Raw genomic sequence first — 23,940 nt, forward strand, 5'->3', positions numbered from 1 at the left:
GGAGCGTCAGTCTTTTCCAGGCACCCAGCAAGCAGTGAGGGGCGACAGCAACCCGTGCGCATCGCCAGGTTCTCCATCGACGGCAATGTCGCCTTCGGCGCGGTCGAGGGCGACGGGCCCGACGGTCTCGTCCTCGACATCATCAAGGGCATCCCGTACGCCGAGTTCGAGCTCTCCGGGACCAAGGTCCCGCTGAACAAGGTGCGGCTGCTGCCGCCCGTGCTCCCCAACAAGGTCGTGGCCATCGGCCGCAACTACGCGGAGCACGCCGCCGAACTCGGCAACGAGGTCCCCGACGTCCCCGTCGCCTTCTTCAAGCCCACCACCTCGGTGATCGGCTCCGGCGACGCCATCGAGTACCCCTCCTTCTCCGACGAGGTGCACCACGAGGCCGAGCTGGCCGTGGTCATCGGCCGGATGTGCCGCGAAGTGCCGCGCGAGCGGGTCAAGGACGTCATCTTCGGCTACACCTGCGCCAACGACGTCACGGCCCGCGACGCCCAGAAGCGGGAGAAGCAGTGGGCCCGGGCCAAGGGCTTCGACACCTCCTGCCCCCTCGGCCCCTGGGTGGAGACCGACCTCGACCCCACCGACCTCGCCATCCAGGCCACGGTCAACGGCGAGCAACGCCAGCTCGGCCGGACGAGCGACATGATCCGGTCCATCGAGGACCTGGTCGTCCACATCACGGAAGCCATGACGCTGCTGCCGGGCGATGTGATCCTCACCGGCACTCCCGCGGGGGTCGGACCCCTCCACGTCGGCGACGAGGTCGCCGTCACCATCGAAGGCATCGGCACTCTCACCAACAAGGTGATCAAGCGTGGCTAACGCACAAGTACGTGTACGTTTCTGTCCCTCCCCGACCGGCAACCCGCACGTCGGCCTGGTCCGGACGGCTCTCTTCAACTGGGCCTTCGCCCGGCACCACCAGGGCACCCTGGTCTTCCGCATCGAGGACACCGACGCGGCGCGCGACTCCGAGGAGTCGTACGAGCAGCTCCTCGACGCGATGCGCTGGCTCGGTCTGGACTGGGACGAGGGCCCCGAGACCGGTGGCCCGCACGCGCCGTACCGCCAGTCGCAGCGGATGGACATCTACCAGGACGTCGCGGAGAAGCTGCTCGCCGGCGGTTACGCGTACCACTGCTACTGCACCACCGAGGAGCTGGACACCCGCCGCGACGCCGCCCGCGCCGCCGGCCGCCCGTCCGGCTACGACGGCCACTGCCGCGAGCTGAGCGACGAGCAGAAGGCCGCGTACGAGGCCGAGGGCCGCACGTCGATCGTCCGCTTCCGGATGCCCGACGAGGCGATCACCTTCACGGACCTGGTCCGCGGTGACATCACCGTCCAGCCGGAGAACGTTCCGGACTACGGCATCGTCCGCGCCAACGGCGCCCCGCTCTACACGCTGGTCAACCCGGTGGACGACGCGCTGATGGAGATCACCCACGTCCTGCGCGGCGAGGACCTGCTCTCCTCCACCCCGCGCCAGATCGCCCTGTACCGGGCGCTCATCGAGCTGGGCGTCGCCAAGGACACCCCCGCCTTCGGGCACCTGCCGTACGTCATGGGCGAGGGCAACAAGAAGCTCTCCAAGCGCGACCCGCAGGCTTCGCTCAACCTCTACCGCGAGCGCGGCTTCGTCCGCGAGGGGCTGCTCAACTACCTCTCGCTGCTGGGCTGGTCGATCGCCGAGGACCGCGACATCTTCGACATCGACGAGATGGTCGCCGCCTTCGACATCAAGGACGTCAACGCCAACCCCGCCCGCTTCGACCTCAAGAAGTGCGAGCACGTCAACGCGGAGCACATCCGCCGCCTCGACGTGAAGACCTTCACCGAGGCGTGCGGCCCCTGGCTCCAGGCGCCGTACGCCTCCTGGGCCCCGGAGTCCTTCGACGCGGAGGTCTTCGCCGAGATCGCCCCGCACGCCCAGACCCGGGTCACGGTGCTCTCCGAGATCACCGCCAACGTGGACTTCCTGTTCCTGGACGAGCCGGTGCACGACGAGGCGTCCTGGGCCAAGGCGATGAAGGAGGGCTCCGACGCCCTCCTCGTCACCGCCCGCGGCGAACTGCTCGCCGCCGACTGGAACGCGGAGGCCCTGAAGGCCGCCGTCCTCGCCGCCGGCGAGCAGCACGGCCTCAAGCTCGGCAAGGCCCAGGCGCCGGTCCGCGTGGCCGTCACCGGCCGGACGATCGGCCTCCCCCTCTTCGAGTCCCTGGAGATCCTGGGCCGCGAGAAGACGATCGCCCGCATCGACGCGGCGCTGGCCAGGCTGGCCGCGTAACGCCCGGTCGACGTACGGGACGGGCCCGGCAGCCGCACAGCGCGGCCGCCGGGCCCGTCCCGCTGTCCGGGGCCCCGCGTAGAGTCGGGCCATGCCCATCAGAGCGGTCCTCTGGGACATCGACGACACCCTCTTCGACCACACGGCGGCCGCCGCCACCGGGATGGCCCGGCACATCGCGGCGGAGGGGCTGCCTCCGGGGTACGCGTCGGCCGAGGAGGCCGTCGAGGCGTGGCAGCGGCTCACGCGCCGGCACTGGGCGCGGTTCTCCGCCGGGGAGACCGACTGGCAGGGGCAGCGGCGGGACCGGGCCAGGGAGTTCCTGGGGCGGGCCATGGACGACGACGAGGCCGACGCCTGGTTCGCCCGCCACGTCTCGCACTACGAGTCCGCCTGGGCGCTCTTCCCGGACGCCGTCCCGGCGCTCGACGCCCTGGCGGGGACGTACCGGCACGCCGTGCTGTCCAACTCGGCCCAGGAGTCGCAGCACCAGAAGCTGACGGTGCTCGGGGTGCGCGACCGGTTCGAGTCCCTGCTGTGCGCGGCCGAGCTGGGCGTCTCCAAGCCGGACCCCGGGGCGTTCCTGGCCTCCTGCGAGGCGCTGGGGCTCGACGCGCACGAGGTGCTGTACGTCGGGGACGAACCCGACATCGACGCCGCCGGGGCCACCGCCGCCGGCCTCGCGGGGGTCTGGCTGGACCGGCGCGGCAGGGGAGGGCGGCCCGAGCTGGTCCGGATCACGGGGCTCGACCAGCTGCCGGGGCTGCTCGCGGGCGATACCCGTTTTGGAGCGCCGGACACCTTCGGGTAATGTTCTTCCTGCGCCGCCCGAGCGGGCCGAAAGATCCGGCCGGGAAGCGCAGACAGAAACAAGACCCCGAGGGGTTGCGTTTCAGTGGGCTATGGTGTAATTGGCAACACTACGGTTTCTGGTACCGTCATTCTAGGTTCGAGTCCTGGTAGCCCAGCGCAGTACGAAGCAAGTTGCAGGACAAGCCCCCGTTGTGTAGCGGCCTAGCACGCTGCCCTCTCACGGCAGTAGCGCCGGTTCGAATCCGGTCGGGGGTACAGATCCTTCCCGCGAGATCATCTGGGTCGCACCCACGGTCTCGATGCAGGATCGCTAGGGCCCCCGTTGTGTAGCGGCCTAGCACGCTGCCCTCTCACGGCAGTAGCGCCGGTTCGAATCCGGTCGGGGGTACTTGCAACACCATGGGCTATGGTGTAATTGGCAACACTACGGTTTCTGGTACCGTCATTCTAGGTTCGAGTCCTGGTAGCCCAGCGCAGTACGAAGCAAGTTGCAGGACAAGCCCCCGTTGTGTAGCGGCCTAGCACGCTGCCCTCTCACGGCAGTAGCGCCGGTTCGAATCCGGTCGGGGGTACAACAGCCAAGAGGCGAAGGCCCTTCACTCCGGTGAAGGGCCTTTCGCTTGTACGCGGCGCGGGGCCGCCCCGCTCCATACCCGTACCGCCGGGCCGACTCCTCCTCCTGGGCCAGCCTGCGCAGCGACGCCAGCAGCGGCTCGTACAGCACCGCCGACGCCACCGCCATCTCCACCTGCTGGGAACGGCTCGGACAGGTCTCCATCAGGTCCAGGTCCCGGACGGCCACCTCGTGCATCAGCCGCGCGTGCTCCTCCAGGTGCGCGCTCTCGTACGGATAGCCGAGGCGGGCGAGCGTGGCCGGACCCGCGACGAGCGAGCGGTAGACGGGGGACAGCTCGCCGATCTCCCGGGCGCCGGCCCAGCCCAACCGGTCGAGCAGCGCGTCGACTTCCGCCCGCGCCGCCGCCGTCTCGGGGGCCTCCTCGTCCGGATCGGGCCCGTGCGGCAGCGCCCAGAGGGCCGCGCCCGGGCGGATCGTACGGCCCAGCGACTCGTCGTCCACGTGGGCCGGCACTTCGCGGGCCGTGGCCACGGGCAGCCGGCCCGCCTGGAGCAGCGCCCGGACCAGGCGCAGCCGGCGCAGATGGCCCTCGCCGTACTCGGCCTGCGTGGCGCGCTCACCCGTTCTCCCGGCGGCAACAGGCCCTCGCGCAGGTAGTACTTGATCGTCGCGGCCGAGACGCCGCTCTGCTCGCTCAGCTCCGAGAGGCGACGACCGCCGCGGCCGAGGGCGATGTGGTCGTCCTGCTGATCGGCATGCGGATCAACCGTTTCAGGGGCGTGCACCACTGGCTGCCGGTCATGCTGGCGATGCTGCGGGAGCTGAAGGCGGACAGGTCCAGGGGGCTGCTCGGCCACGTCCTGCTGTCCGGTTCACCGAGGACGTACTAAGTCGTCCAGTACGGGGAGTCGAAGGAGAAGCTGTACGCGTACGCCTCGGCGCCCGACATGTTCCACCGGAGGGCGTGGGCGCTGCTCAACCGCAAGAAGAAGAAGTCCCGACAGCACGTGGGGCTGTGGCACGAGACCTACATCGTGCCCGGGGGCGGCTACGAGTCCATTTACGCTGACATGCCGGCGTACGGACTGGCCGCGGCGCCCGGGTCGCTGCCGGTCGGGGGGCGGGGCCGCCGCGCGGCGGACCGGCTCGCGCATCGATCCGGCGCGAAGTGAAGCGGTGAGGCGCTGAGAAGGGGGAGGAGGGGGCCGCCACGACGCTGGGGCGGCCTCGGGGGAGGGGAGGCGGGGCCGGGGCTCAGCCGCTGCGGCGCAGCGCCTCGCTCAGCCGGGCGGCCGAGTCGATGACCGCCTGGGCGTGCATCCGGCCCGGGTGGCGGGTCAGCCGCTCGATCGGTCCGGAGACCGAGACCGCGGCGACCACGCGGTTCGACGGGCCGCGCACCGGGGCGGAGACCGAGGCCACGCCCGGCTCGCGCTCACCGATCGACTGGGCCCAGCCGCGCCGCCGTACGCCGGAGAGCGCCGTCGCCGTGAAGCGGGCGCCCTGGAGGCCGCGGTGCAGCCGCTCCGGCTCCTCCCAGGCCATCAGGATCTGCGCGGACGAACCGGCCTTCATGGTCAGCGTGGAGCCGACCGGCACGGTGTCCCGCAGTCCGGACAGCCGCTCCGCCGCCGCCACGCAGATGCGCATGTCGCCCTGGCGCCGGTAGAGCTGGGCGCTCTCGCCGGTGATGTCGCGCAGATGTGTGAGCACCGGCCCGGCCGTGGCCAGCAGGCGGTCCTCGCCGGCCGCCGCCGCCAGCTCGGAGAGCCGGGGGCCGAGAATGAACCGGCCCTGCATGTCCCTCGCCACCATCCGGTGGTGTTCCAGTGCCACGGCCAGCCGGTGGGCCGTGGGTCGTGCGAGCCCGGTCGCCGCGACCAGCCCGGCGAGGGTGGCCGGCCCGGACTCCAGGGCGCTCAATACCAGAGCCGCCTTGTCGAGAACGCCGACGCCGCTAGAGTTGTCCATACGACGATACTCGCGTCTCACTCTGTGAAACGCAAGTTCAATTTTCCCCGGAAGTTGCGAACCTGTACCGGCGGCCCCACAACGGCCCGTAGCCACCGCCCCGTACGGGGGTCCGGACGGGGGCGCACCGAATCTCTAGTTGGGCCGGCGATGACGCCGGCCGGAGGGAAAGCGATGGGTAGGACACTCGCGGAGAAGGTTTGGGACGACCATGTCGTCCGGCGCGCCGAGGGCGAGCCCGACCTCCTCTTCATCGATCTGCACCTGCTGCACGAGGTGACCAGTCCCCAGGCGTTCGACGGCCTGCGGCAGGCCGGGCGCCCGGTGCGGCGGCTCGACCTCACCATCGCCACCGAGGACCACAACACCCCGACCCTCGACATCGACAAGCCGATCGCCGACCCGGTCTCCCGCGCCCAGCTGGAGACGCTGCGGAAGAACTGCGCGGAGTTCGGCGTCCGGCTGCACCCGCTGGGCGACGTCGAGCAGGGCGTCGTGCACGTGGTCGGCCCGCAGCTGGGTCTGACCCAGCCCGGCACCACCGTGGTCTGCGGCGACTCCCACACCTCCACGCACGGCGCGTTCGGCGCCCTCGCGTTCGGCATCGGCACCAGCCAGGTCGAGCACGTGCTGGCCACCCAGACGCTGCCGATGGCCCGCCCGAAGACGATGGCGATCACCGTTGACGGCGAACTGCCCGAGGACGTCACCGCCAAGGACCTGATCCTCGCGATCATCGCCCGGATCGGCACCGGCGGCGGCCAGGGCTACATCCTCGAATACCGCGGCTCCGCCATCGAGAAGCTCTCGATGGAGGCCCGGATGACCATCTGCAACATGTCGATCGAGGCCGGTGCGCGGGCGGGCATGATCGCTCCCGACCGGACCACCTTCGACTACCTGCAGGGCCGCGACCACGCCCCGCAGGGCGAGGACTGGGACGCCGCCGTCGCCTACTGGAAGACGCTGCGCACCGACGACGACGCGGTCTTCGACGCCGAGGTGGTCATCGAGGCCGCCGAGCTGGCGCCGTTCGTCACCTGGGGCACCAACCCCGGCCAGGGCGCGCCGCTGTCGGCCAACGTCCCCGACCCGGCTTCGTACGAGGACGCCTCGGAGCGCAACGCCGCCGAAAAGGCCCTGGAGTACATGGGGTTGACCGCGGGCCAGCCGCTGCGCGAGATCGGCGTCGACACCGTCTTCGTAGGCTCCTGCACCAACGGCCGCATCGAGGACCTGCGCAACGCCGCCGCGATCCTGGACGGCCGCAAAGTCGCCGACGGCGTACGGATGCTGGTCGTCCCCGGCTCCGTCCGGGTCGCCCTCCAGGCGGTCGACGAGGGCCTGGACAAGGTCTTCACCGCCGCCGGCGCCGAATGGCGGCACGCGGGCTGCTCGATGTGCCTCGGCATGAACCCCGACCAGCTGGCCCCCGGCGAGCGCTCCGCCTCCACCTCGAACCGCAACTTCGAGGGGCGGCAGGGCAAGGGCGGCCGTACGCACCTGGTCTCCCCGCAGGTGGCCGCCGCCACCGCGGTGCTGGGCCACCTGGCCTCGCCCGCCGACCTGTCCGACGCCCGTACGCCTGCCGGAGTCCGATAACCATGGAAGCCTTCACCACGCACACCGGCCGGGCCGTTCCGCTGCGCCGCAGCAACGTCGACACCGACCAGATCATCCCCGCCCACTGGCTCAAGAAGGTCACCCGGGACGGCTTCGAGGACGGCCTCTTCGAGGCGTGGCGGAAGGACGAGACCTTCGTCCTCAACCGCCCCGAGCGCCAGGGCGCGTCGGTCCTGGTCGCCGGCCCCGACTTCGGCACCGGCTCCTCCCGCGAGCACGCGGTCTGGGCGCTCCAGAACTACGGCTTCAAGGCCGTCATCTCCTCCCGGTTCGCCGACATCTTCCGCGGCAACTCGCTGAAGAACGGTCTGCTGACCGTGGTCCTGGACCAGAAGATCGTCGACGCCCTCTGGGAGCTGACGGAGGCCGACCCGACGGCCGAGGTGACGGTCGACCTGGAGGCCCGGCAGGTCCGCGCCGAGGGCATCACCGCCGACTTCGAGCTGGACGAGAACGCCCGCTGGCGGCTGCTGAACGGCCTGGACGACATCAGCCTCACCCTTCAGAACGAAGCCGACATCGCGGCTTACGAGGCGGCCCGGCCGGGCCACAAGCCCCGCACAATTCCGGCCTGATCAGCGCGTTTTCAGGACTGCGCCCCCTGCCTTCTGGTAGGGGGCGCAGTCGTTTGTTGGGACCCCGTCGGGCGACAACTCGCCCCAGATGGCACAATCGGTGCATGGAACGCGACAGCCAACTCAAGATTTACGGCCAAGTCGCCGACCAATTGAAGGAAGCGCACTCCCGGGTGCGCGCACTGCAAGTCCCGGACGGCGTAAGGATGGCGTTGAACCGGAAGCTGTTGGTCGTCACGGCCACGGCGAAGCACGATCTTCCGGGCGCGGCAAGGCGTCTGGAGCGGTTGATGAAGGACCTCGACGAGGGCCGATTCCCCGAAGGTGACTGACTCCGCAGAACTGCGCAGCGGTCGACTTCGTTGCGGCACTAGGGTGATTAGCCCGTTTCGTGTTTGATTTGCGGTATATATCTGCCTAACGTGCGAAAAAGCCGGACAGATTCGTTCCGGCAATGTCTCCGAAGGGGAAGACGTGAACAAGGCGCAGCTCGTAGAAGCGATTGCCGACAAGGTCGGCGGCCGGCAGCAGGCCGCGGACGCCGTCGACGCGGTGCTCGACGCGATCGTCCGTGCGGTTGTCGCGGGGGACCGGGTCTCGGTCACCGGCTTCGGCTCGTTCGAGAAGGTCGACCGCCCCGCCCGCTACGCGCGCAACCCGCAGACGGGTGAGCGCGTGCGGGTCAAGAAGACCTCGGTGCCCCGCTTCCGCGCGGGCCAGGGCTTCAAGGACCTGGTCAGCGGCTCCAAGAAGCTGCCCAAGAACGACGTGGCCGTGAAGAAGGCCCCCAAGGGCAGCCTCTCCGGCGGCTCTTCCGCCCGTACGACGGCCAAGGCCGCGGCCAAGAAGGCCACCGCGAAGAAGGCCGTGGCGAAGAAGGCCACCGCCAAGAAGGCCACCCCGGCGAAGAAGACCACCGCCGCGGCCAAGAAGACCACCGCGACGAAGACGTCGCCGGCGAAGAAGACGACGGCCGCCGCGAAGAAGGCCACCCCGGCGGCGGCGAAGTCGACGGCGGCCAAGAAGACCACCGCCGCCACGACCGCGCCCGCCAAGAAGACCACGGCGAAGAAGGCGCCCGCGAAGAAGACGACCGCGCGCAAGACCACGGCCAAGAAGGCCACCGCGCGCAAGAAGTGAGACCGGGCCGCACAGGCCCCCACACGCGCCGGGCCGGGCTCCCCTCGGGGAGCCCGGCCCGCGGGCTGTCCGGGGAACACCCCCCGGAAGGCTCAGTAGGCTCAGAACGTCTGAAGCGTCACCAGGCTGATCCGCAGCCCGGCCCCCTCGCCCTCGCCCTCGATCCGCACCCGCTGCCCCGGCCGCAGCAGCCGCAGGCCGCCCGCGTCGAAGGCCGCCGCGTCGAAGTCCACCGGGGTGCCGTCATCGAGCAGCACACTGCCGCTCCGCGTCTCGGGGTCGTATGTGTACGAGGTCGCCTGCATGCGAGCAGACTAGCGCTGCGGTGCCGGGGTCGCCCCGCAGCAGTGCTAGCGGTCCCGGCCGACCGAGCCCGCGGCCCAGCGGCCCGCCGTGAACGGGCCGACGCCCAGGTCCAGCGCCGCCCGCAGGTCGTCACCGGTGTCCACGTCCCGGCGCACCGAATCGATCCCCGGCAGCGTGATTTCCACCGCGCCCGACGCCAGATGGCGCACCCGCGACGGGCCGCCGAAAGCGGGCCGCAATTCCACCCCCGGGGCGGCCGACAGAAATGTGGTCCCGATTCCCGCCGCATCGGGAACAAATGCGCGGGGAAAAGCGGCAGAGAATTCGAGGACCCGGGACAATTCCGCTGGACGCAGTGCGGGCAGATCCGCGTTGAGCGCGGCCAGCGGCGCCCGGGGCCTGCCCGCCCTGACCGCCCGCTCACCGTGCGCGAGGGCCGCGTTGAGCCCCGACCCCGGGGTATCGGGCACGACCAGGGCGCCGAGCGCGGCCAGCGCCGCCCCCGCCACCGAGTCGTCCGTGACGACCACCACATCCGCCACATCCGGGCAGGACAGCGCGGCGGCCACCGTGTCCCGGGCGAAGGCGAGGGCGAGCCGGGGGCGCAACAGAGCGCCGGAGGCGGGCGCCAGCCTGCTCTTGGCCCGCGCCAGGGGCTTCAACGGGACGACCAGCGACCAGCGGCCGGCCGGGTCGGTGTTCGTGGCGGTCCCTCCCTCGATACGCATCGCCGCCTATTCTCGCCTGCCGGTGCGCCGACCCGGAGGGTCGCTCCCCGGGGCGAGGCGTACGGTGTTCTCGACAGAGCAGCGGCCTGGGGCGAGACTTGACCCTCGGTAGTCAGACAGCAGACAGCTCCACGGTCTTGTTCACAGAGGAAAGGTGTCCGAGTGTCCCGCCGCAGAATCGGCTTCTGGTACCGCCTGGCGGCGGTCATCGCGAAACCGCCGCTGGTGGTTCTGTTCAAGCGCGACTGGCGGGGAACGGAACACATTCCGGCCGACGGCGGATTCATCACAGCGGTCAACCACAACTCGTACCTGGACCCGCTCTCGTACGGGCACTTCCAGTACAACACCGGCCGCGTGCCGCGTTTCCTGGCCAAGGCGGGGCTCTTCAAGGGTGCCTTCATCGGCACGATGCTGCGCGGCACCGGCCAGATCCCCGTGTACCGCGAGACCACCAACGCGATGGACGCCTTCCGTGCCGCCGTCGGCGCCATCGAGCGCGGCGAGTGCGTCTGCTTCTACCCCGAGGGCACCCTCACCCGCGACCCCGACATGTGGCCGATGGCCGGCAAGACCGGCGCCGCCCGCGTCGCGTTGATGACCCGGGCCCCCGTCATCCCGGTCGCGCAGTGGGGCGCCAACGAGGTGATGCCGCCCTACGCCAGGGAGAAGAAGGTGCGCCTCCTGCCCCGCAAGACCCTCCGGGTCAAGGCCGGGCCGCCCGTCGACCTCTCCCGCTTCTACGGCCAGGAGCCGACGCCCGAGGTGCTGCGCGAGGCGACCGAGGTGATCATGCGGGCGGTCACCGCGCAACTGGAGGAGATCCGCGGGCAGCAGGCACCCGCCGAGCCCTACGATCACCGCAAGGCCCGCGCCGAACAGCGGCGCAAGGCCCAAGGAGAGGGACTCACGTGACGCACCCCGCGAAGGCCGCCGTCTTCGGAACCGGCTCCTGGGGTACCGCCTTCGCCGTCGTCCTCGCGGACGCGGGCTGCGAAGTGACGCTCTGGGGCCGCCGGGCCGAGGTCGTGGAGGCCGTCAACACCACCCGTACCAACCCCGAGTACCTGCCGGGCATCGAGCTGCCCGCCTCGGTCCGGGCCACCACGGACGCGGCCGAGGCGCTGCGCGGCGCCGACTACGCGGTGCTCGTCGTGCCCTCCCAGACGCTGCGCGCCAACCTCGCCGGCTGGGCCCCGCACCTGGAGCCGCAGACGGTGCTCGTCTCCCTCATGAAGGGCGTCGAACTCGGCACCGCCAAGCGGATGAGCGAGGTCATCGAGGACGTCACCCAGGTCTCCCCGGACCGTATCGCCGTGATCACCGGACCCAACCTCGCCAAGGAGATCGCCGAGCGCCGCCCCGCCGCGGCCGTCGTCGCCTGCCGGGACGAGACCGTCGCCCAGCGCCTCCAGGCCGCCTGCCACACCCCGTACTTCCGGCCGTACACCAGCACCGACGTGGTCGGCTGCGAACTCGGCGGCGCCGTCAAGAACGTCATCGGTCTGGCCGTCGGCATCGCGGACGGCATGGGGCTCGGCGACAACGCCAAGGGCTCGCTCATCACCCGCGGCCTCGCCGAGACGATCCGGCTGGGCGTGGCCATGGGCGCCGACCCGCTGACGTTCTCCGGACTCGCCGGCCTCGGCGACCTGGTGGCCACCTGCTCCTCGCCGCTCTCCCGCAACCACACCTTCGGCACCAACCTCGGCCGGGGCATGACGCTCCAGGAGACCATCGCCGCCACCAAGCAGACCGCCGAGGGCGTCAAGTCCTGCGAATCGGTGCTCGACCTGGCCCGCAGGCACGGCGTCGAGATGCCGCTGACCGAGACCATCGTCGGCATCGTCCACGAGGGCAAGCCGCCGAAGGTCGCGGTCAAGGAGCTCATGTCGCGCAGCGCCAAGGCCGAACGGCACTGAGGCCACTCGGGGCCCACCCGCCCCGGGCGGCCCGTGCCGCGCTGACGCTACCGGTACCAGCAGGTACGCTCATCGCGATATGAGCAGCGAGAACCTCCCCCAGAGCCCGGAGCAGCAGCTCCGCAAGCCGCGCGTGGCCGTCGTGTTCGGCGGCCGCAGCTCCGAACACGGCATTTCGGTGGTCACGGCCGGCGCCGTCCTGAACGCCATCGACCGGACCGCGTACGACGTCCTGCCGATCGGCATCACGACGGACGGCCGCTGGGCGCTCACCGCCGACGAACCCGAACGCATGGCCATCACGAACCGGACCATGCCGGACGTGGCGCAGCTGGCCGAGTCCGAGGAGGGCGGGGTCGTGCTCTCCGTCGACCCCGGCAGCCGCGAAGTGGTCTACACCGAGCCCGGCGCGGTGCCCAAGGCGCTCGGCGAGGTCGACGTCGTCTTCCCCGTCCTGCACGGCCCGTACGGCGAGGACGGCACCCTCCAGGGACTCCTGGAACTGTCCGGTGTGCCGTACGTGGGCGCGGGCGTCCTCGCCTCGGCCGTCGGCCAGGACAAGGAGTACATGAAGCGGGTCTTCACCTCCTTCGGCCTCCCGGTCGGCCCGTACCTGGTGGTCCGCCCCCGCGAGTGGGACAACGACCCCGCCGCCGCCCGCGAGCGCATCACCGGCTTCGCCGCCGAGCACGGCTGGCCGCTCTTCATCAAGCCCGCCCGGGCCGGCTCGTCCATCGGCATCACCAAGGTCGAGGACGCCTCCGGTCTCGACGCGGCCATCGAGGAGGCCCGCCGTCACGACCCGAAGTTCCTGGTCGAGTCGCTGCTGAGGGGCCGCGAGATCGAGTGCGGCGTCCTGGAGTTCGAGGACGGGCCGCGCGCCAGCGTGCCGGCCGAGATCCCGCCGGTCACCGCGCACGACTTCTACGACTTCGAGGCCAAGTACATCGACGCCGCCTCCGGGATCGTGCCGGCGCCGCTCACCGAGGAGCAGACCGCCGAGGTCCAGCGGCTCGCCGTCGAAGCCTTCGACGCGTGCTCCTGCGAGGGCCTGGTGCGCGCCGACTTCTTCCTCACCGAGGACGGCGGCTTCGTCATCAACGAGATCAACACCCTGCCGGGCTTCACCCCGATCTCCATGTACCCGCGCATGTGGCAGGAGAGCGGTGTCAGCTACCCGCAGCTGGTGGACCGGCTCATCCAGGCCGCGCTGAACCGGCCGACCGGCCTGCGCTGAAGCGGCGGAACACGGCGAAGGGTGTGCGCTCCCCGCGAGGAGCGCACACCCTACAACCGGTTCGGAACCGTCTTCTTCACCGCCGGGGCGAACGCCGCGAGCGGGGTCGTGTCATGCGCGTACGCCTCCGAGAGCGACACCTCGACGTACGTCTCGCGCAGGGTCGTCGTCAGCCGGGGGCCGTCGCCCTCCCGCTGCTCCAGCATCCAGTTGACCCCGCTCGCGGTGATGCCCTTCGACTGGTCGTCGTCCATCTTCGCGGGGCGTTCCACACCGCAGCGCAGTACGATCGCCCCGTCCCCCCACCCGGCGGTCAGCGCCGAGGCGGGTTCGGGGTCACTCCGCTCCAGACCGGCGACGGTGTCCGGCAGTTCCCTGTCCAGTGCGCGGCAGTAGGCTGCGGCTTCCGGGGACGGGGAGGGCACCGTGACCGACGCCGTCGCGTCGCCCCCGGAACAGCCCGCCGTCAGCAGCACCAGGGCGGCGGACGGAGCGAGGAGCACGGGGTGGAGGAGCCGGCGGCTGGAGGACGTCACCGGCCCAGCGTAGACGGGGGCTACAGGTGAACGACCGGGCAGGTCAGGGTTCGGGTGATGCCGTCCACTTGCTGGACCCGCGCCACCACCATGCGCCCGAGCTCGTCCACCGTGTCGGCCTGGGCGCGCACGATCACGTCGTAGGGACCGGTGACGTCTTCTGCCTGGATGACTCCCGGGAGCTTGGAAATGGTCTCGGCGACGGTCGACGCCTTGCCCACCTCGGTCTGGATGAGGATGTACGCCTGTACCACGGAACCTCCAGGGCGCCACGAGGATCATGTGGGGGAAAGGGACGCCACGTTATCGCGTCGCCGCGCGGAGCGGGGAGACCCGCGAGCCGGATGACGTCATCAGCGTGGCGTACAGAACGCGCAAGTTGACGTAACTCTTGACAGTACCGACAGCCAAGACGGCACGCGACCGCGAGTGGGGCGGCGCGCACGGGGGACAGGCCGGAGCGTCCGGCCCGACAGATGAGAGGTGACACTCGGTGAAGGCAACCGTGGGCGAGTTGGGGGAGTTCGGGCTCATCAGGGAGCTCACGTCCCGGCTCACCACCACTCCGGCGGTCCGGCTCGGCCCGGGCGACGACGCCGCGGTCGTGACGGCCCCCGACCGCAGGGTCGTGGCCAGCACGGACATCCTGCTGGAGGGACGGCACTTCCGGCGCGACTGGTCGACGGCGTACGACGTGGGCCGCAAGGCCGCCGCGCAGAACCTCGCCGACATCGCCGCCATGGGCGCCGTGCCCACCGCGCTCCTGCTCGGCCTCGTCGTCCCCGCCGAACTCCCGGTCACCTGGGCCGCCGAGCTGATGGACGGACTGCGCGACGAGTGCCAGGTCGCGGGGGCTGCCGTGGTCGGCGGGGACGTCGTGCGCGGCGACCTCATCACCGTCGCGATCACCGCGCTCGGCGACCTGCGCAACCACGAACCCGTCACCCGGGCCGGCGCCCAGCCCGGGGACGTCGTCGCCGTCACCGGCTGGCTCGGCTGGTCCGCCGCCGGGTACGCCGTGCTCTCCCGGGGCTTCCGCTCGCCGCGCGCCTTCGTGGAGGCCCACCGCCGCCCCGAGCCGCCGTACCACGCGGGGCCCGCGGCCGCCGGGCTCGGGGCCACCGCCATGACCGACGTCAGCGACGGGCTCGTCGCCGACCTCGGGCACATCGCCGAGGCCAGCAAGGTCCGCATCGACCTGCGGTCCGGGCTCATCGACGTCCCGTCCCAGATGTCGGACATCGGGCAGGCCGTCGGCGTCGACCCCATGCAGTGGGTGCTGACCGGCGGCGAGGACCACGCGATCGTCGCGACCTTCCCGCCCGACGTGAAGCTGCCGGCCCGCTGGAAGGTGATCGGCGAGGTACTGAACCCCTCGGCGCTGCCCCAGGTGACGGTCGACGGGGCGCCCTGGACCAGCAAGAACGGCTGGGACCACTTCGGGGACATCGAGGACGCCTAGGCCCTGTCCGGCGCTAGTAGATTGCGGCGTATGCCGATAACCACCTCCGTACCCCCCCGCGTGCTCACCGTCGCCGGATCCGACTCCGGCGGCGGTGCGGGCATCCAGGCCGACCTCAAGACGATGCTCGCGCTGGGCACGCACGGGATGAGCGTGCTCACCGCCGTCACCGCGCAGAACTCGCTCGGCGTCCAGGGCGCCTGGGAACTGCCCGCCGAGGCGGTCCGCGCCCAGTACCGCAGCGTCGTGGACGACATCGGCGTCGACGCGGTCAAGACCGGGATGCTGGCGTCCGCGCCGCTCGTGGAGACCGTCGCGGAACTCCTCGCGGACACCGGGGCACCCGTCGTCGTGGACCCGGTCGGCGTCTCCAAGCACGGCGACCCGCTCCTCGCCGCCGACGCCCTCGAATCCGTCCGTACGAAGCTGCTCCCCGTCGCGACCGTGGCGACGCCCAACCTGGACGAGGTGGCGCAGCTCACGGGCATCACCGTCACCGACGAGGCCGGAATGCGCCGGGCCGCCGGCGCGCTGCTCGCCTTCGGGCCCCGCTGGGTCGTGATCAAGGGCGGCCACCTGCCCGGCGAGCCCGTCGACCTGCTCACCGACGGCAGCGAGGAGCACTGGCTGCGCGCCCCCCGCCACGACAACCGGCACACCCACGGCACCGGCTGCACCCTCGCCTCCGCCATCGCAAGCCACCTGGCGCGGGGGGCCGGGGTTCCGGAGGCGGTCCGGGCCGCGAAGGCGTACGTCACGGGGGCGATCGAGGCGGGCTTCCCGCTGGGCGCGGGCATCGGCCCGGTCCGCCACGGCTGGCGGGACTCCCTGAACACCCCGTAGCTCCGCAAGGGCACAGCAAAAAGCCGGTCCACCGAGGTGGACCGGCTTTTCGGGCAACCGGTAAGGCTGCGCTACGACGGGAACGTCAGCGCGCGACCTTGCCGGCCTTGATGCACGAGGTGCAGACGTTGAGCCGCTTCGGCGTCCGACCGACCACGGCACGCACGCGCTGGATGTTGGGGTTCCAGCGACGGGACGTACGGCGGTGCGAGTGCGAAATGCTGTTGCCGAAGCTCGGCCCCTTGCCGCAAACGTCGCAGTTGGCAGCCACGGGTCACTCCAAAGACTTCAGGTGCACTTACAGTGAATTCCGGTACGCCGGATTCAGGGACTGAAGTGGCGGTACCGGGGGAATGTCCCGACTTTCGTCGGGCAACCGAAGCAGCATACAACGCCTGCTCCGGAGATACGAAACTACCATGTCTTCCGCCCCCGCCCTCCCGGCCCCCGGACCGCCCGCACCCCCCGACCGGGACTAATCTGCGGTGCAGCCAGCCGCCCCGCCCCCGTCACGAGTCCCCGTTCCGAGTCCCGTCCGAGGAGGACCCGAGGTGCCGCAGACCGCCGACGAACCGGATGCCGTCGCGGTACGGAGCTGGTGCTCCCTGGCCCTCGAAGCGCTCGGCCGGGAGCGGGAGGCGATCGACGCGATCAACGTCTATCCCGTGGCCGACGGGGACACCGGCACCAACCTCTACCTCACCGTGGAATCCGCGGCGGCCGCCGTGGAAGCGGTCTTCGCCGCCCACGAGACCGGCACCTCGGTGCCCTCCGCGGCGGACGCGGTACGGGCCATGGCCCACGGCGCCCTCATCGGCGCCCGCGGCAACTCCGGCACGATCCTCGCCCAGCTCCTGCGCGGCATGGCCGGCGTCCTCGCGGAGGGCACCGGCGGCGACCGGATGCGCCTCGCCCTCGACCGGGCCGCCGCCTGGGCCCGCGAGGCGGTCGCCCACCCCGTCGAGGGCACCGTCCTCACCGTCGCGGACCGGGCCGCGGCCGCCGCCGGACGAGCGGCGCCCGGCGCGGACACGGCGGAGGTGGCCCGGGCCGCCTACGAGGGCGCCCGCACCGCGCTGGACGCGACGCCCGGACAGCTCCCCGCCCTCGCCAGGGCCGGGGTGGTCGACGCCGGCGGGCGCGGCCTGGTCACCCTCCTCGGGGCCCTGGTCGAAGCCGTCTCGGGGCGGGGCCCGGAGCGGCCGTACGAGGCCCCCGTCCCGTTCGTCCCGGCCGGCGGCGAGGACGCGGAGTGCCCGGCGGGCGACGACGGGGCCGGGGCCGGCCCCGCCTTCGAGGTCATCTACCTGCTGGAGGCCGGGGACGAGGCCGTCGAGCGGCTGCGCGCCCGGCTGGACGCCCTCGGCGACTCCCTGGTCGTGGTCGGCGGCGACGGCCTGTGGAACGTCCACGTCCATGTGGACGACGCCGGCGCCGCGGTCGAGGCGGGCGTCGAGGCCGGCCGGCCGTACCGCATCCGCATCACCCACTTCGCCGCCGACCGCGCCCACGCCCGCCCCGAGCCCGCCGGGCGCGCGGTCGTCGTGGTCGTCCCGGGCGACGGGCTGGCCGCCCTCTGCCGGGAGGCCGGCGCGACGACCGTGCTCGCGCGGCCCGGCGAACCGCCGGCCAGCGGCGAACTGGCCGACGCCATCCGCCGCGCCCACGCCCGCGAGGTGGTCCTGCTCCCGAACGACGCGGACCTGCGCCACACCGCGGCCGCCGCCGCCGAGCAGGCCAGGGCCCGGGGCGTCCGGGTCGCCGTCATCCCGACCCGGGCCGCCGTCCAGGGCATCGCGGCCCTCGCCGTCCATGAGCCGGACCGCAGCTTCGACGAGGACGTGGTCGCGATGACCTCGGCCGCCGGCGCCACCCGCTACGCCGAACTGGCCGTCGCCGAGCGGCAGTCCTGGACCACGGCGGGCATCTGCCAGGCCGGGGACATCCTCGGCCTCATCGACGGCGACGTGGCGGTCATCGGCCAGGACGTCCCCGGCACGGCCCGCAAGGTGCTGGACCGGATGCTCGCGGCCGGCGGCGAGCTGGTCACCCTGGTCCTGGGCGAGAACACCCCGCCCACGCTGGCCGAAGCCCTGGAAACGCACGTCCGCCGGGGTCACCTGGCGGTGGACACGACGACCTACCGCGGCGGCCACCAGGGCGCGCCGCTGCTGATCGGGGTGGAGTAGGACCGGCGCACCGACGGGCCCGGGACGGCGCCCGACGGACAACTGTCACTGGCGTGGTGTGCAATGGACCGCGTGTCTGCGTTCGACGAACCCCTGAAGAAGCTGCTGGGCGGTCCCACCGCGAAGGTGATGGCCGAGCACCTCGACCTGCACACGGTCGGTGATCTCCTGCATCACTACCCGCGCCGGTACGAGGAGCGCGGCCGGCTCACGGCGCTGACCGACCTCCCGCTGGACGAGCACGTCACGGTCGTCGCCCAGGTCGCCGACGCCCGCGTCCTCACCTTCAACGGTGGACGCGGCAAGCGCCTCGAAGTGACCCTCACCGACGGCCACGGCCGCCTCCAGCTCGTCTTCTTCGGCCACGGCGTCCACAAGCCGCACAAGGAGCTGCTGCCCGGCCGGCGTGCGATGTTCGCCGGCAAGGTCTCGGTCTTCAACCGGAAGATGCAGCTCGCCCACCCCACGTACCAACTGCTCGACGCTGCCGACACCGACGAGGCGACCGAGGCGGTGGACGCCTTCGCGGGCAAGCTGCTGCCGATCTACCCCGCCTGCAAGCAGCTCGACTCCTGGCGGATCGCCAAGGCGGTCGACGCCGTGCTGCCCAGCGCCCGCGAGGCCGTCGACCCGCTCCCCGAAGCCCTGCGCGAGGGCCGCGGCTTCACCTCGCTGCCCGAGGCCCTGCTGAAGATCCACCGTCCGGCCACCAAGGCCGACGTGGCAGCGGCCCGGGACCGGCTCAAGTGGGACGAGGCGTTCGTCCTCCAGGTCGCCCTGGCCCGCCGCAGGTACGCCGACACCCAGCTCCCCGCCGTCGCCCGCAGGCCCACCCCCGGCGGCCTCCTCGACGCATTCGACGCGAAGCTCCCCTTCACCCTCACCGACGGCCAGCAGAAGGTCTCCAAGGAGATCTTCGACGACCTCGCCACCGAACACCCCATGCACCGCCTCCTCCAGGGCGAGGTCGGCTCCGGGAAGACCATGGTGGCCCTGCGCGCCATGCTCGCCGTGGTCGACGCGGGCGGCCAGGCCGCCATGCTCGCGCCCACCGAGGTCCTGGCGCAGCAGCACCACCGGTCGATCTCCGAGATGATGGGGGAGCTGGCCGAGCATTGGGGCCTGTGGCGCGAAGCGCCTCTCGATGAGGGGCGGTGGGCGGGCGACGGGCGGGCGCTCGGCGGGGCCGGCCAGGGCACCAAGGTCGTGCTGCTCACCGGGTCCATGGGCACCGCCGCCCGCCGGCAGGCCCTGCTCGACCTGGTCACCGGTGAGGCCGGCATCGTCATCGGGACGCACGCCCTGATCGAGGACAAGGTCAAGTTCCACGACCTCGGCCTGGTCGTCGTGGACGAACAGCACCGCTTCGGGGTCGAGCAGCGTGATGCCCTCCGCTCGAAGGGCAAGCAACCGCCCCACCTCCTCGTCATGACCGCGACGCCCATTCCCCGTACCGTCGCCATGACCGTCTTCGGGGACCTGGAGACCTCCGTCCTCGACCAGCTCCCGGCCGGCCGCTCGCCCATCGCCAGCCACGTCGTCCCCGCCAAGGACAAGCCGCACTTCCTCAGCCGCGCCTGGGAACGGGTCCGCGAGGAGGTGGAGAACGGCCACCAGGCGTACGTCGTCTGCCCCCGCATCGGGGACGACGAGGACGATCCCGCCAAGAAGAAGGGGAAGAAGGCAGCCGAGGAGGACGGTGACAAGCGGCCCCCGCTCGCCGTCCTGGAGATCGCCGAACAGCTCGCCAAGGGCCCCCTGAACGGACTGCGCGTCGAGGTGCTGCACGGCAGGATGCAGCCCGACGACAAGGACGACGTCATGCGCCGCTTCGCCGCCGGCGACGTCGACGTCCTGGTCGCCACCACCGTCATCGAGGTCGGCGTCAACGTCCCCAACGCCACCGCGATGGTCATCATGGACGCCGACCGCTTCGGCGTCTCCCAGCTGCACCAGCTGCGCGGCCGGGTCGGCCGCGGCTCCGCCCCCGGGCTCTGCCTGCTGGTCACCGAGGCCCACGAGGCGAGCCCCGCCCGCGCCCGGCTCTCCGCCGTCGCCGCGACCCTGGACGGCTTCGAGCTCTCCCGTATCGACCTCGAACAGCGCCGCGAGGGCGATGTGCTCGGCCAGGCCCAGTCCGGAGTGCGCTCCTCGCTGCGCGTCCTGAACGTCATCGACGACGAGGAGGTCATCGCCGCCGCCCGCCAGGAGGCCGTCGCCGTCGTCGCCGCCGACCCCGGGCTGGAGCACCTGCCCGAGCTGCGCACTGCCCTGGACGCCCTGCTCGACAAGGAGCGCGAGGAGTACCTGGACAAGGGGTGAGCCCGCCCGCCCCGGGCGCCCCGTCCTCCCCGACGCCATATCGTGGGAGGTACGGCGCCCACGGCACCCCGCGCGCCGCCCCGACCCGAGGACCAGTCACCCATGACCCGCGTGATCGCAGGCGTGGCCGGCGGACGCCGCCTGGCCGTCCCGCCCGGCACCGGCACCCGGCCCACATCCGACCGCGCACGCGAGGGCCTGTTCTCCACCTGGCAGGCGCTCCTGGGCACCCTCGACTCCATCCGGGTCGCCGACCTCTACGCCGGCTCCGGCGCCGTCGGCCTCGAAGCGCTCTCCCGGGGCGCCGCCCACGCCCTGCTCGTGGAGGCCGACGCCAAGGCCCTGCGCACCGTCAAGGAGAACGCCCGCACCCTCGGCCTGCCCGGCGCCGAGGTCCGCGGCGGCAAGGCCGAACAGATCGTGACGGGTCCGGCACCGGCCGATCCGTACGACGTGGTCTTCCTGGACCCGCCGTACGCCGTCACCGACGACGATCTCCGCGAGATCCTGCTCACACTCCGTACCCAGGGGTGGCTCACGGGCGACGCACTCGTCACCGTGGAACGCAGCACCAGAGGCGGAGAATTCAGCTGGCCCAAGGGTTTCGAGCCATTGCGGGCCCGTCGCTACGGCGAGGGGACGCTTTGGTACGGTCGCGCCGCCGCCACGTGCGAAGACGCACGATGACCGGACCGGAGAGCGAGGGAATCAAGTTGCGCCGCGCCGTATGCCCGGGGTCGTTCGACCCCATCACCAACGGACATCTCGACATCATCGGCCGAGCCTCGAAGCTGTACGACGTCGTGCACGTCGCGGTGATGATCAACCAGTCCAAGAAGGGCCTGTTCACGGTCGAGGAGCGGATCGAGCTCATCCGCGAGGTCACCGCCGAGTTCGGCAACGTCCAGGTCGAGGCCTTCCACGGCCTGCTCGTGGACTTCTGCAAGCAGCGTGACATCCCGGCGATCGTGAAGGGCCTGCGGGCCGTCAGCGACTTCGACTACGAACTCCAGATGGCCCAGATGAACAACGGCCTTTCCGGCGTCGAGACGCTCTTCGTGCCGACCAACCCCACCTACAGCTTCCTGTCGTCCTCCCTGGTCAAGGAGGTCGCCGCCTGGGGCGGCGACGTCTCCCACCTGCTGCCGCCGGTCGTCCAGCGGGCCCTGAGCGAACGCCTCGCACAGCGCTGAGCCACTGACAGCGCGTCAGCCGTACGCACCGCAGGTGTCGGGCGGGCGCCGACTGGCCGTACAGTCGTCCCGTCCGTCTCCAACCGGCAGTAGAGAGTGGCGAGCACACGGTGGACGTGCAGAAGAAGCTGGACGAGATCGTCGCGACGGTCGGGAACGCCCGGTCCATGCCCATGTCGGCGTCCTGCGTGGTCAACCGCGCCGAACTGCTCGCGATGCTCGAGGAGGTGCGCGAGGCCCTGCCCGGCTCGCTCGCCCAGGCCGCGGAGGTCATCGGCGGCCACGAGCAGCTGGTGGAGCAGGCCCGCCAGGAGGCCGGCCGCATCATCGAGAACGCCCACGCCGAGCGCACCGCCCTGATCGCCGGCACCGAGATCGCCCGGCGCTCCCAGGCCGAGGCGGACCGCATCCTCGCCGAGGCCCGCAAGGAGGCCGACGAGGTCCGCGCCGAGGCCGACGAGTACGTCGACAGCAAGCTCGCCAACTTCGAGGTCGTCCTCACCAAGACCATCGGCTCCGTCGACCGGGGCCGCGAGAAGCTCCTCGGCCGCGGCCAGGGCTTCGACGAGCAGGGCTACGAGGACCCGGACTTCGCCGAGGCGCCCGAGCGCAGCACCGACCCGGATACGCTCCGCCAACGCGCCGACGCGTACGTGGACACCAAGCTCGGCGCCTTCGAGGCGGTGCTCGCCAAGACCCTGGAGGCCGTCGGCCGGGGCCGGCAGAAGCTGCACGGCCGGGTCGCCACCGACGAGCTCGGCGCGCACATCGCCGCCCAGGACGCGGCCGGCGACCAAGGGCACACCAGCGACGAGGACCACTGGGCCGGACTGGCCGAGGTCGCCGCCCCGCAGCCACTCCAGGCCCCGCACCGGACCGAGCCGCAGTACGCCCAGCCGGAACCGCAGTACGCCCAGGGCTACGGCTACCAGGACCAGCAGCAGGACGCCTACCAGGCGGCCCAGCCCCAGCAGGACGTCTACGGCTACCAGCAGCAGCCCGACCCGTACGCGGCCTACCAGCAGCAGGGCTACGACCAGGGCCAGGCGCAGGACGCGATGCAGGCGCAGGGCGGTTACGACGCCTGGCAGCAGCCGGCCCCGCCCCAGCAGCCCGTCCCGCAGCACGGCGAGGGCGCCCTGGACGAGACCAGCCTCTTCGACACCAGCATGATCGACCTGGACCAGCTGCGCCGCTACGAACAGGAGCGCTGACCCTCCGGGGACGGGCCGGCCGGGGCCGGATTGGGAGCTGGGCGATGTGTCCAGTATCCTGGCTCTTCGGTCGCGCGTATGTCCGCGATCCCGGCTGCCCGCTTCGACTCCGGACGGGCCGGCCCCCTCCCACCACGCGTGACGCGTTCGATCCGAAAGCAGGAGAAGCCCTGAACGGCCACCTCGACCACCGAAACCCCCTCGTGTTCGACACGCACGAGCTGGGCCGGCGTCCCGGTGCCATGAAGCGGCTGACCCGCACGGCGGACGCCCCCGCCGACCTCGGTATCGGCGGCGTCATCGGAGTGCCGGAAGGCGCGCCCGTGAAGCTGGACCTCCGTCTCGAATCCGTCATGGAGGGCGTGCTCGTCACCGGGACCGCCCGTGCGACGGTCGAGGGGGAGTGCGTAAGGTGTCTGGAGCCGCTGAGCCGCGAGGTCGAGGCGGACTTCCAGGAGATGTTCTCGTACCCTGACGCCGATGACCGGAACCACGGCAAGCCCGCGGACCCGGTCGACGACGCCGAGGACGACGAGGACAGGCTTTTTCTCGAGGACGGCCTGTTCGACCTCGAGCCGGTGCTGCGTGATGCGGTGGTGCTCGCACTGCCGATGCAGCCGGTGTGCAAGGAATCCTGTGCCGGTCTGTGCTCCGAGTGCGGAGTCAGGCTGGACGAGAATCCCGGCCACCACCACGATGCCGTCGACGCTCGTTGGGCGGCACTGCAAGGACTCGCCGAGACCGTTCAGGACGGCGAGAAGGACAACATGGGCGGCGCCGCACCCGGCGTCGACAAGAAGCAGGAGAAGTAGCCGTGGCTGTTCCGAAGCGGAAGATGTCGCGCAGCAACACGCGCCACCGCCGGTCGCAGTGGAAGGCTGCGGTCCCCACCCTGGTTTCGTGCGAGCGCTGCCAGGAGCCGAAGCTGCAGCACATCGCGTGCCCCAGCTGCGGCACGTACAACAAGCGCCAGGTCCTCGAGGTCTGAGCGGC

General features: G+C 71.6%; 25 protein-coding genes, 5 tRNA genes and 2 pseudogenes. 25 read left to right on the plus strand and 7 right to left on the minus strand.

What is annotated here, in order from left to right:
- Window positions 1-54: 54 nt before the first annotated feature.
- The 8 genes from ABZ565_RS21250 to ABZ565_RS21285 all read left to right on the plus strand — a co-directional run bounded on the left by ABZ565_RS21250 (window position 55) and on the right by ABZ565_RS21285 (window position 3,681).
- Window positions 55-831 (plus strand): fumarylacetoacetate hydrolase family protein, encoded by a 777-nt coding sequence (locus ABZ565_RS21250; protein ID WP_361028964.1) that lies wholly within the window; start codon window positions 55-57, stop codon window positions 829-831.
- Window positions 824-2,296: a glutamate--tRNA ligase gene (gene gltX, locus ABZ565_RS21255; RefSeq protein WP_361028967.1), complete on the plus strand. Its 1,473-nt coding sequence runs from the start codon at window positions 824-826 to the stop codon at window positions 2,294-2,296. Before ABZ565_RS21250 ends, gltX begins: the two co-directional genes overlap by 8 nt.
- Window positions 2,297-2,387: 91 nt before the next feature.
- Window positions 2,388-3,107 carry an HAD family hydrolase gene (locus ABZ565_RS21260; RefSeq protein ID WP_361028970.1) on the plus strand — a complete coding sequence of 240 codons (720 nt, stop codon included), beginning with the start codon at window positions 2,388-2,390 and terminating at the stop codon, window positions 3,105-3,107.
- An 85-nt stretch (window positions 3,108-3,192) separates the two neighbouring features.
- A tRNA-Gln gene (locus ABZ565_RS21265) sits at window positions 3,193-3,264 on the plus strand.
- Window positions 3,265-3,291: 27 nt separating this feature from the next.
- Window positions 3,292-3,364 (plus strand) — tRNA-Glu (locus ABZ565_RS21270).
- Between the two features lie 60 nt (window positions 3,365-3,424).
- A tRNA-Glu gene (locus ABZ565_RS21275) sits at window positions 3,425-3,497 on the plus strand.
- A 12-nt stretch (window positions 3,498-3,509) separates the two neighbouring features.
- Window positions 3,510-3,581, plus strand: a tRNA-Gln gene (locus ABZ565_RS21280).
- Window positions 3,582-3,608: 27 nt separating this feature from the next.
- Window positions 3,609-3,681, plus strand: a tRNA-Glu gene (locus tag ABZ565_RS21285).
- 80 nt (window positions 3,682-3,761) lie between these two features.
- On the opposite strand, the pseudogene ABZ565_RS21290 reads toward ABZ565_RS21285, so the two are convergent.
- Window positions 3,762-4,420: pseudogene (locus ABZ565_RS21290) on the minus strand (MerR family transcriptional regulator); the annotation flags it as partial.
- On the opposite strand from ABZ565_RS21290, the pseudogene ABZ565_RS21295 reads away from it, so the two are divergent.
- Window positions 4,373-4,858, plus strand: a pseudogene (locus ABZ565_RS21295) (DUF4188 domain-containing protein). The pseudogenes ABZ565_RS21290 and ABZ565_RS21295 overlap by 48 nt on opposite strands.
- A gap of 82 nt (window positions 4,859-4,940) precedes the next feature.
- Here ABZ565_RS21295 and ndgR read toward each other — a convergent pair.
- Window positions 4,941-5,657, minus strand: coding sequence for an IclR family transcriptional regulator NdgR (ndgR, locus tag ABZ565_RS21300; RefSeq protein WP_026237628.1), 717 nt, complete (start codon window positions 5,655-5,657; stop codon window positions 4,941-4,943).
- Window positions 5,658-5,831: 174 nt separating this feature from the next.
- Between ndgR and leuC the strand changes: the two genes are divergently transcribed.
- The 4 genes from leuC (at window position 5,832) to ABZ565_RS21320 (ending at window position 8,995) form a co-directional block, all read left to right on the plus strand.
- Complete coding sequence (leuC, locus tag ABZ565_RS21305; RefSeq protein WP_361028973.1) at window positions 5,832-7,259, plus strand: 3-isopropylmalate dehydratase large subunit; 1,428 nt, start codon at window positions 5,832-5,834, stop codon at window positions 7,257-7,259.
- A gap of 2 nt (window positions 7,260-7,261) precedes the next feature.
- Window positions 7,262-7,855 (plus strand): 3-isopropylmalate dehydratase small subunit, encoded by a 594-nt coding sequence (gene leuD, locus ABZ565_RS21310; RefSeq protein ID WP_361028976.1) that lies wholly within the window; start codon window positions 7,262-7,264, stop codon window positions 7,853-7,855.
- A 104-nt stretch (window positions 7,856-7,959) separates the two neighbouring features.
- Window positions 7,960-8,187, plus strand: coding sequence for a hypothetical protein (locus ABZ565_RS21315; protein WP_361028979.1), 228 nt, complete (start codon window positions 7,960-7,962; stop codon window positions 8,185-8,187).
- A 142-nt stretch (window positions 8,188-8,329) separates the two neighbouring features.
- Window positions 8,330-8,995, plus strand: coding sequence for an HU family DNA-binding protein (locus ABZ565_RS21320; RefSeq protein ID WP_361028982.1), 666 nt, complete (start codon window positions 8,330-8,332; stop codon window positions 8,993-8,995).
- Window positions 8,996-9,096: 101 nt separating this feature from the next.
- Here ABZ565_RS21320 and ABZ565_RS21325 read toward each other — a convergent pair whose 3' ends face one another.
- Window positions 9,097-9,300: a hypothetical protein gene (locus ABZ565_RS21325; protein WP_018102423.1), complete on the minus strand. Its 204-nt coding sequence runs from the start codon at window positions 9,298-9,300 to the stop codon at window positions 9,097-9,099.
- 45 nt (window positions 9,301-9,345) lie between these two features.
- Complete coding sequence (gene cofC / locus ABZ565_RS21330) at window positions 9,346-10,029, minus strand: 2-phospho-L-lactate guanylyltransferase (RefSeq protein WP_361028985.1); 684 nt, start codon at window positions 10,027-10,029, stop codon at window positions 9,346-9,348.
- Window positions 10,030-10,191: 162 nt separating this feature from the next.
- Here cofC and ABZ565_RS21335 point away from each other — a divergent pair, with 162 nt between their 5' ends.
- From ABZ565_RS21335 to ABZ565_RS21345, 3 genes are all read left to right on the plus strand, one after another.
- Window positions 10,192-10,944, plus strand: a complete 753-nt coding sequence (locus ABZ565_RS21335; RefSeq protein WP_361028988.1) for a lysophospholipid acyltransferase family protein — start codon at window positions 10,192-10,194, stop codon at window positions 10,942-10,944.
- On the plus strand, window positions 10,941-11,951 hold the full coding sequence (locus ABZ565_RS21340; protein ID WP_361028991.1) for an NAD(P)H-dependent glycerol-3-phosphate dehydrogenase: 1,011 nt from the start codon (window positions 10,941-10,943) through the stop codon (window positions 11,949-11,951). Before ABZ565_RS21335 ends, ABZ565_RS21340 begins: the two co-directional genes overlap by 4 nt.
- A 79-nt stretch (window positions 11,952-12,030) precedes the next feature.
- Window positions 12,031-13,188: a D-alanine--D-alanine ligase family protein gene (locus ABZ565_RS21345; RefSeq protein ID WP_361028994.1), complete on the plus strand. Its 1,158-nt coding sequence runs from the start codon at window positions 12,031-12,033 to the stop codon at window positions 13,186-13,188.
- Window positions 13,189-13,238: 50 nt separating this feature from the next.
- Here ABZ565_RS21345 and ABZ565_RS21350 read toward each other — a convergent pair whose 3' ends face one another.
- A complete protein-coding gene (locus ABZ565_RS21350; protein ID WP_361028997.1) occupies window positions 13,239-13,724 on the minus strand; it encodes a DUF3515 domain-containing protein in 486 nt (161 codons plus the stop codon).
- Window positions 13,725-13,744: 20 nt separating this feature from the next.
- Window positions 13,745-13,978: an Lrp/AsnC ligand binding domain-containing protein gene (locus tag ABZ565_RS21355; protein WP_361029000.1), complete on the minus strand. Its 234-nt coding sequence runs from the start codon at window positions 13,976-13,978 to the stop codon at window positions 13,745-13,747.
- 239 nt (window positions 13,979-14,217) lie between these two features.
- Between ABZ565_RS21355 and ABZ565_RS21360 the strand changes: the two genes are divergently transcribed.
- Entirely contained in the window at window positions 14,218-15,186 is a 969-nt protein-coding gene (locus ABZ565_RS21360; RefSeq protein ID WP_361029003.1) for a thiamine-phosphate kinase, read from the plus strand.
- A gap of 30 nt (window positions 15,187-15,216) precedes the next feature.
- On the plus strand, window positions 15,217-16,029 hold the full coding sequence (gene thiD / locus ABZ565_RS21365; RefSeq protein WP_361029006.1) for a bifunctional hydroxymethylpyrimidine kinase/phosphomethylpyrimidine kinase: 813 nt from the start codon (window positions 15,217-15,219) through the stop codon (window positions 16,027-16,029).
- A gap of 85 nt (window positions 16,030-16,114) precedes the next feature.
- Here thiD and rpmB read toward each other — a convergent pair whose 3' ends face one another.
- Window positions 16,115-16,300 (minus strand): 50S ribosomal protein L28, encoded by a 186-nt coding sequence (rpmB, locus tag ABZ565_RS21370; RefSeq protein ID WP_003965989.1) that lies wholly within the window; start codon window positions 16,298-16,300, stop codon window positions 16,115-16,117.
- A gap of 280 nt (window positions 16,301-16,580) precedes the next feature.
- Here rpmB and ABZ565_RS21375 point away from each other — a divergent pair, with 280 nt between their 5' ends.
- From ABZ565_RS21375 to rpmF, 7 genes are all read left to right on the plus strand, one after another.
- Window positions 16,581-18,218 (plus strand): DAK2 domain-containing protein, encoded by a 1,638-nt coding sequence (locus ABZ565_RS21375; RefSeq protein ID WP_361029009.1) that lies wholly within the window; start codon window positions 16,581-16,583, stop codon window positions 18,216-18,218.
- A gap of 63 nt (window positions 18,219-18,281) precedes the next feature.
- The gene (gene recG, locus ABZ565_RS21380) at window positions 18,282-20,540 is read left to right on the plus strand and encodes an ATP-dependent DNA helicase RecG (RefSeq protein ID WP_361029012.1); all 2,259 of its coding nucleotides are present in this window, start codon (window positions 18,282-18,284) and stop codon (window positions 20,538-20,540) included.
- 102 nt (window positions 20,541-20,642) lie between these two features.
- A complete protein-coding gene (rsmD, locus tag ABZ565_RS21385; protein ID WP_361029015.1) occupies window positions 20,643-21,227 on the plus strand; it encodes a 16S rRNA (guanine(966)-N(2))-methyltransferase RsmD in 585 nt (194 codons plus the stop codon).
- 26 nt (window positions 21,228-21,253) lie between these two features.
- A complete protein-coding gene (gene coaD, locus ABZ565_RS21390) occupies window positions 21,254-21,733 on the plus strand; it encodes a pantetheine-phosphate adenylyltransferase (protein ID WP_361029018.1) in 480 nt (159 codons plus the stop codon).
- A gap of 110 nt (window positions 21,734-21,843) precedes the next feature.
- On the plus strand, window positions 21,844-22,947 hold the full coding sequence (locus tag ABZ565_RS21395; RefSeq protein ID WP_361029021.1) for an ATP synthase F0 subunit B: 1,104 nt from the start codon (window positions 21,844-21,846) through the stop codon (window positions 22,945-22,947).
- Between the two features lie 203 nt (window positions 22,948-23,150).
- Window positions 23,151-23,759 carry a DUF177 domain-containing protein gene (locus tag ABZ565_RS21400; protein ID WP_361029024.1) on the plus strand — a complete coding sequence of 203 codons (609 nt, stop codon included), beginning with the start codon at window positions 23,151-23,153 and terminating at the stop codon, window positions 23,757-23,759.
- 2 nt (window positions 23,760-23,761) lie between these two features.
- Window positions 23,762-23,935, plus strand: coding sequence for a 50S ribosomal protein L32 (rpmF, locus tag ABZ565_RS21405; protein ID WP_003965982.1), 174 nt, complete (start codon window positions 23,762-23,764; stop codon window positions 23,933-23,935).
- Window positions 23,936-23,940: the final 5 nt, after the last annotated feature.

This window comes from Streptomyces sp. NPDC016469, assembly GCF_040632905.1.
GTDB lineage: Bacteria > Actinomycetota > Actinomycetes > Streptomycetales > Streptomycetaceae > Streptomyces.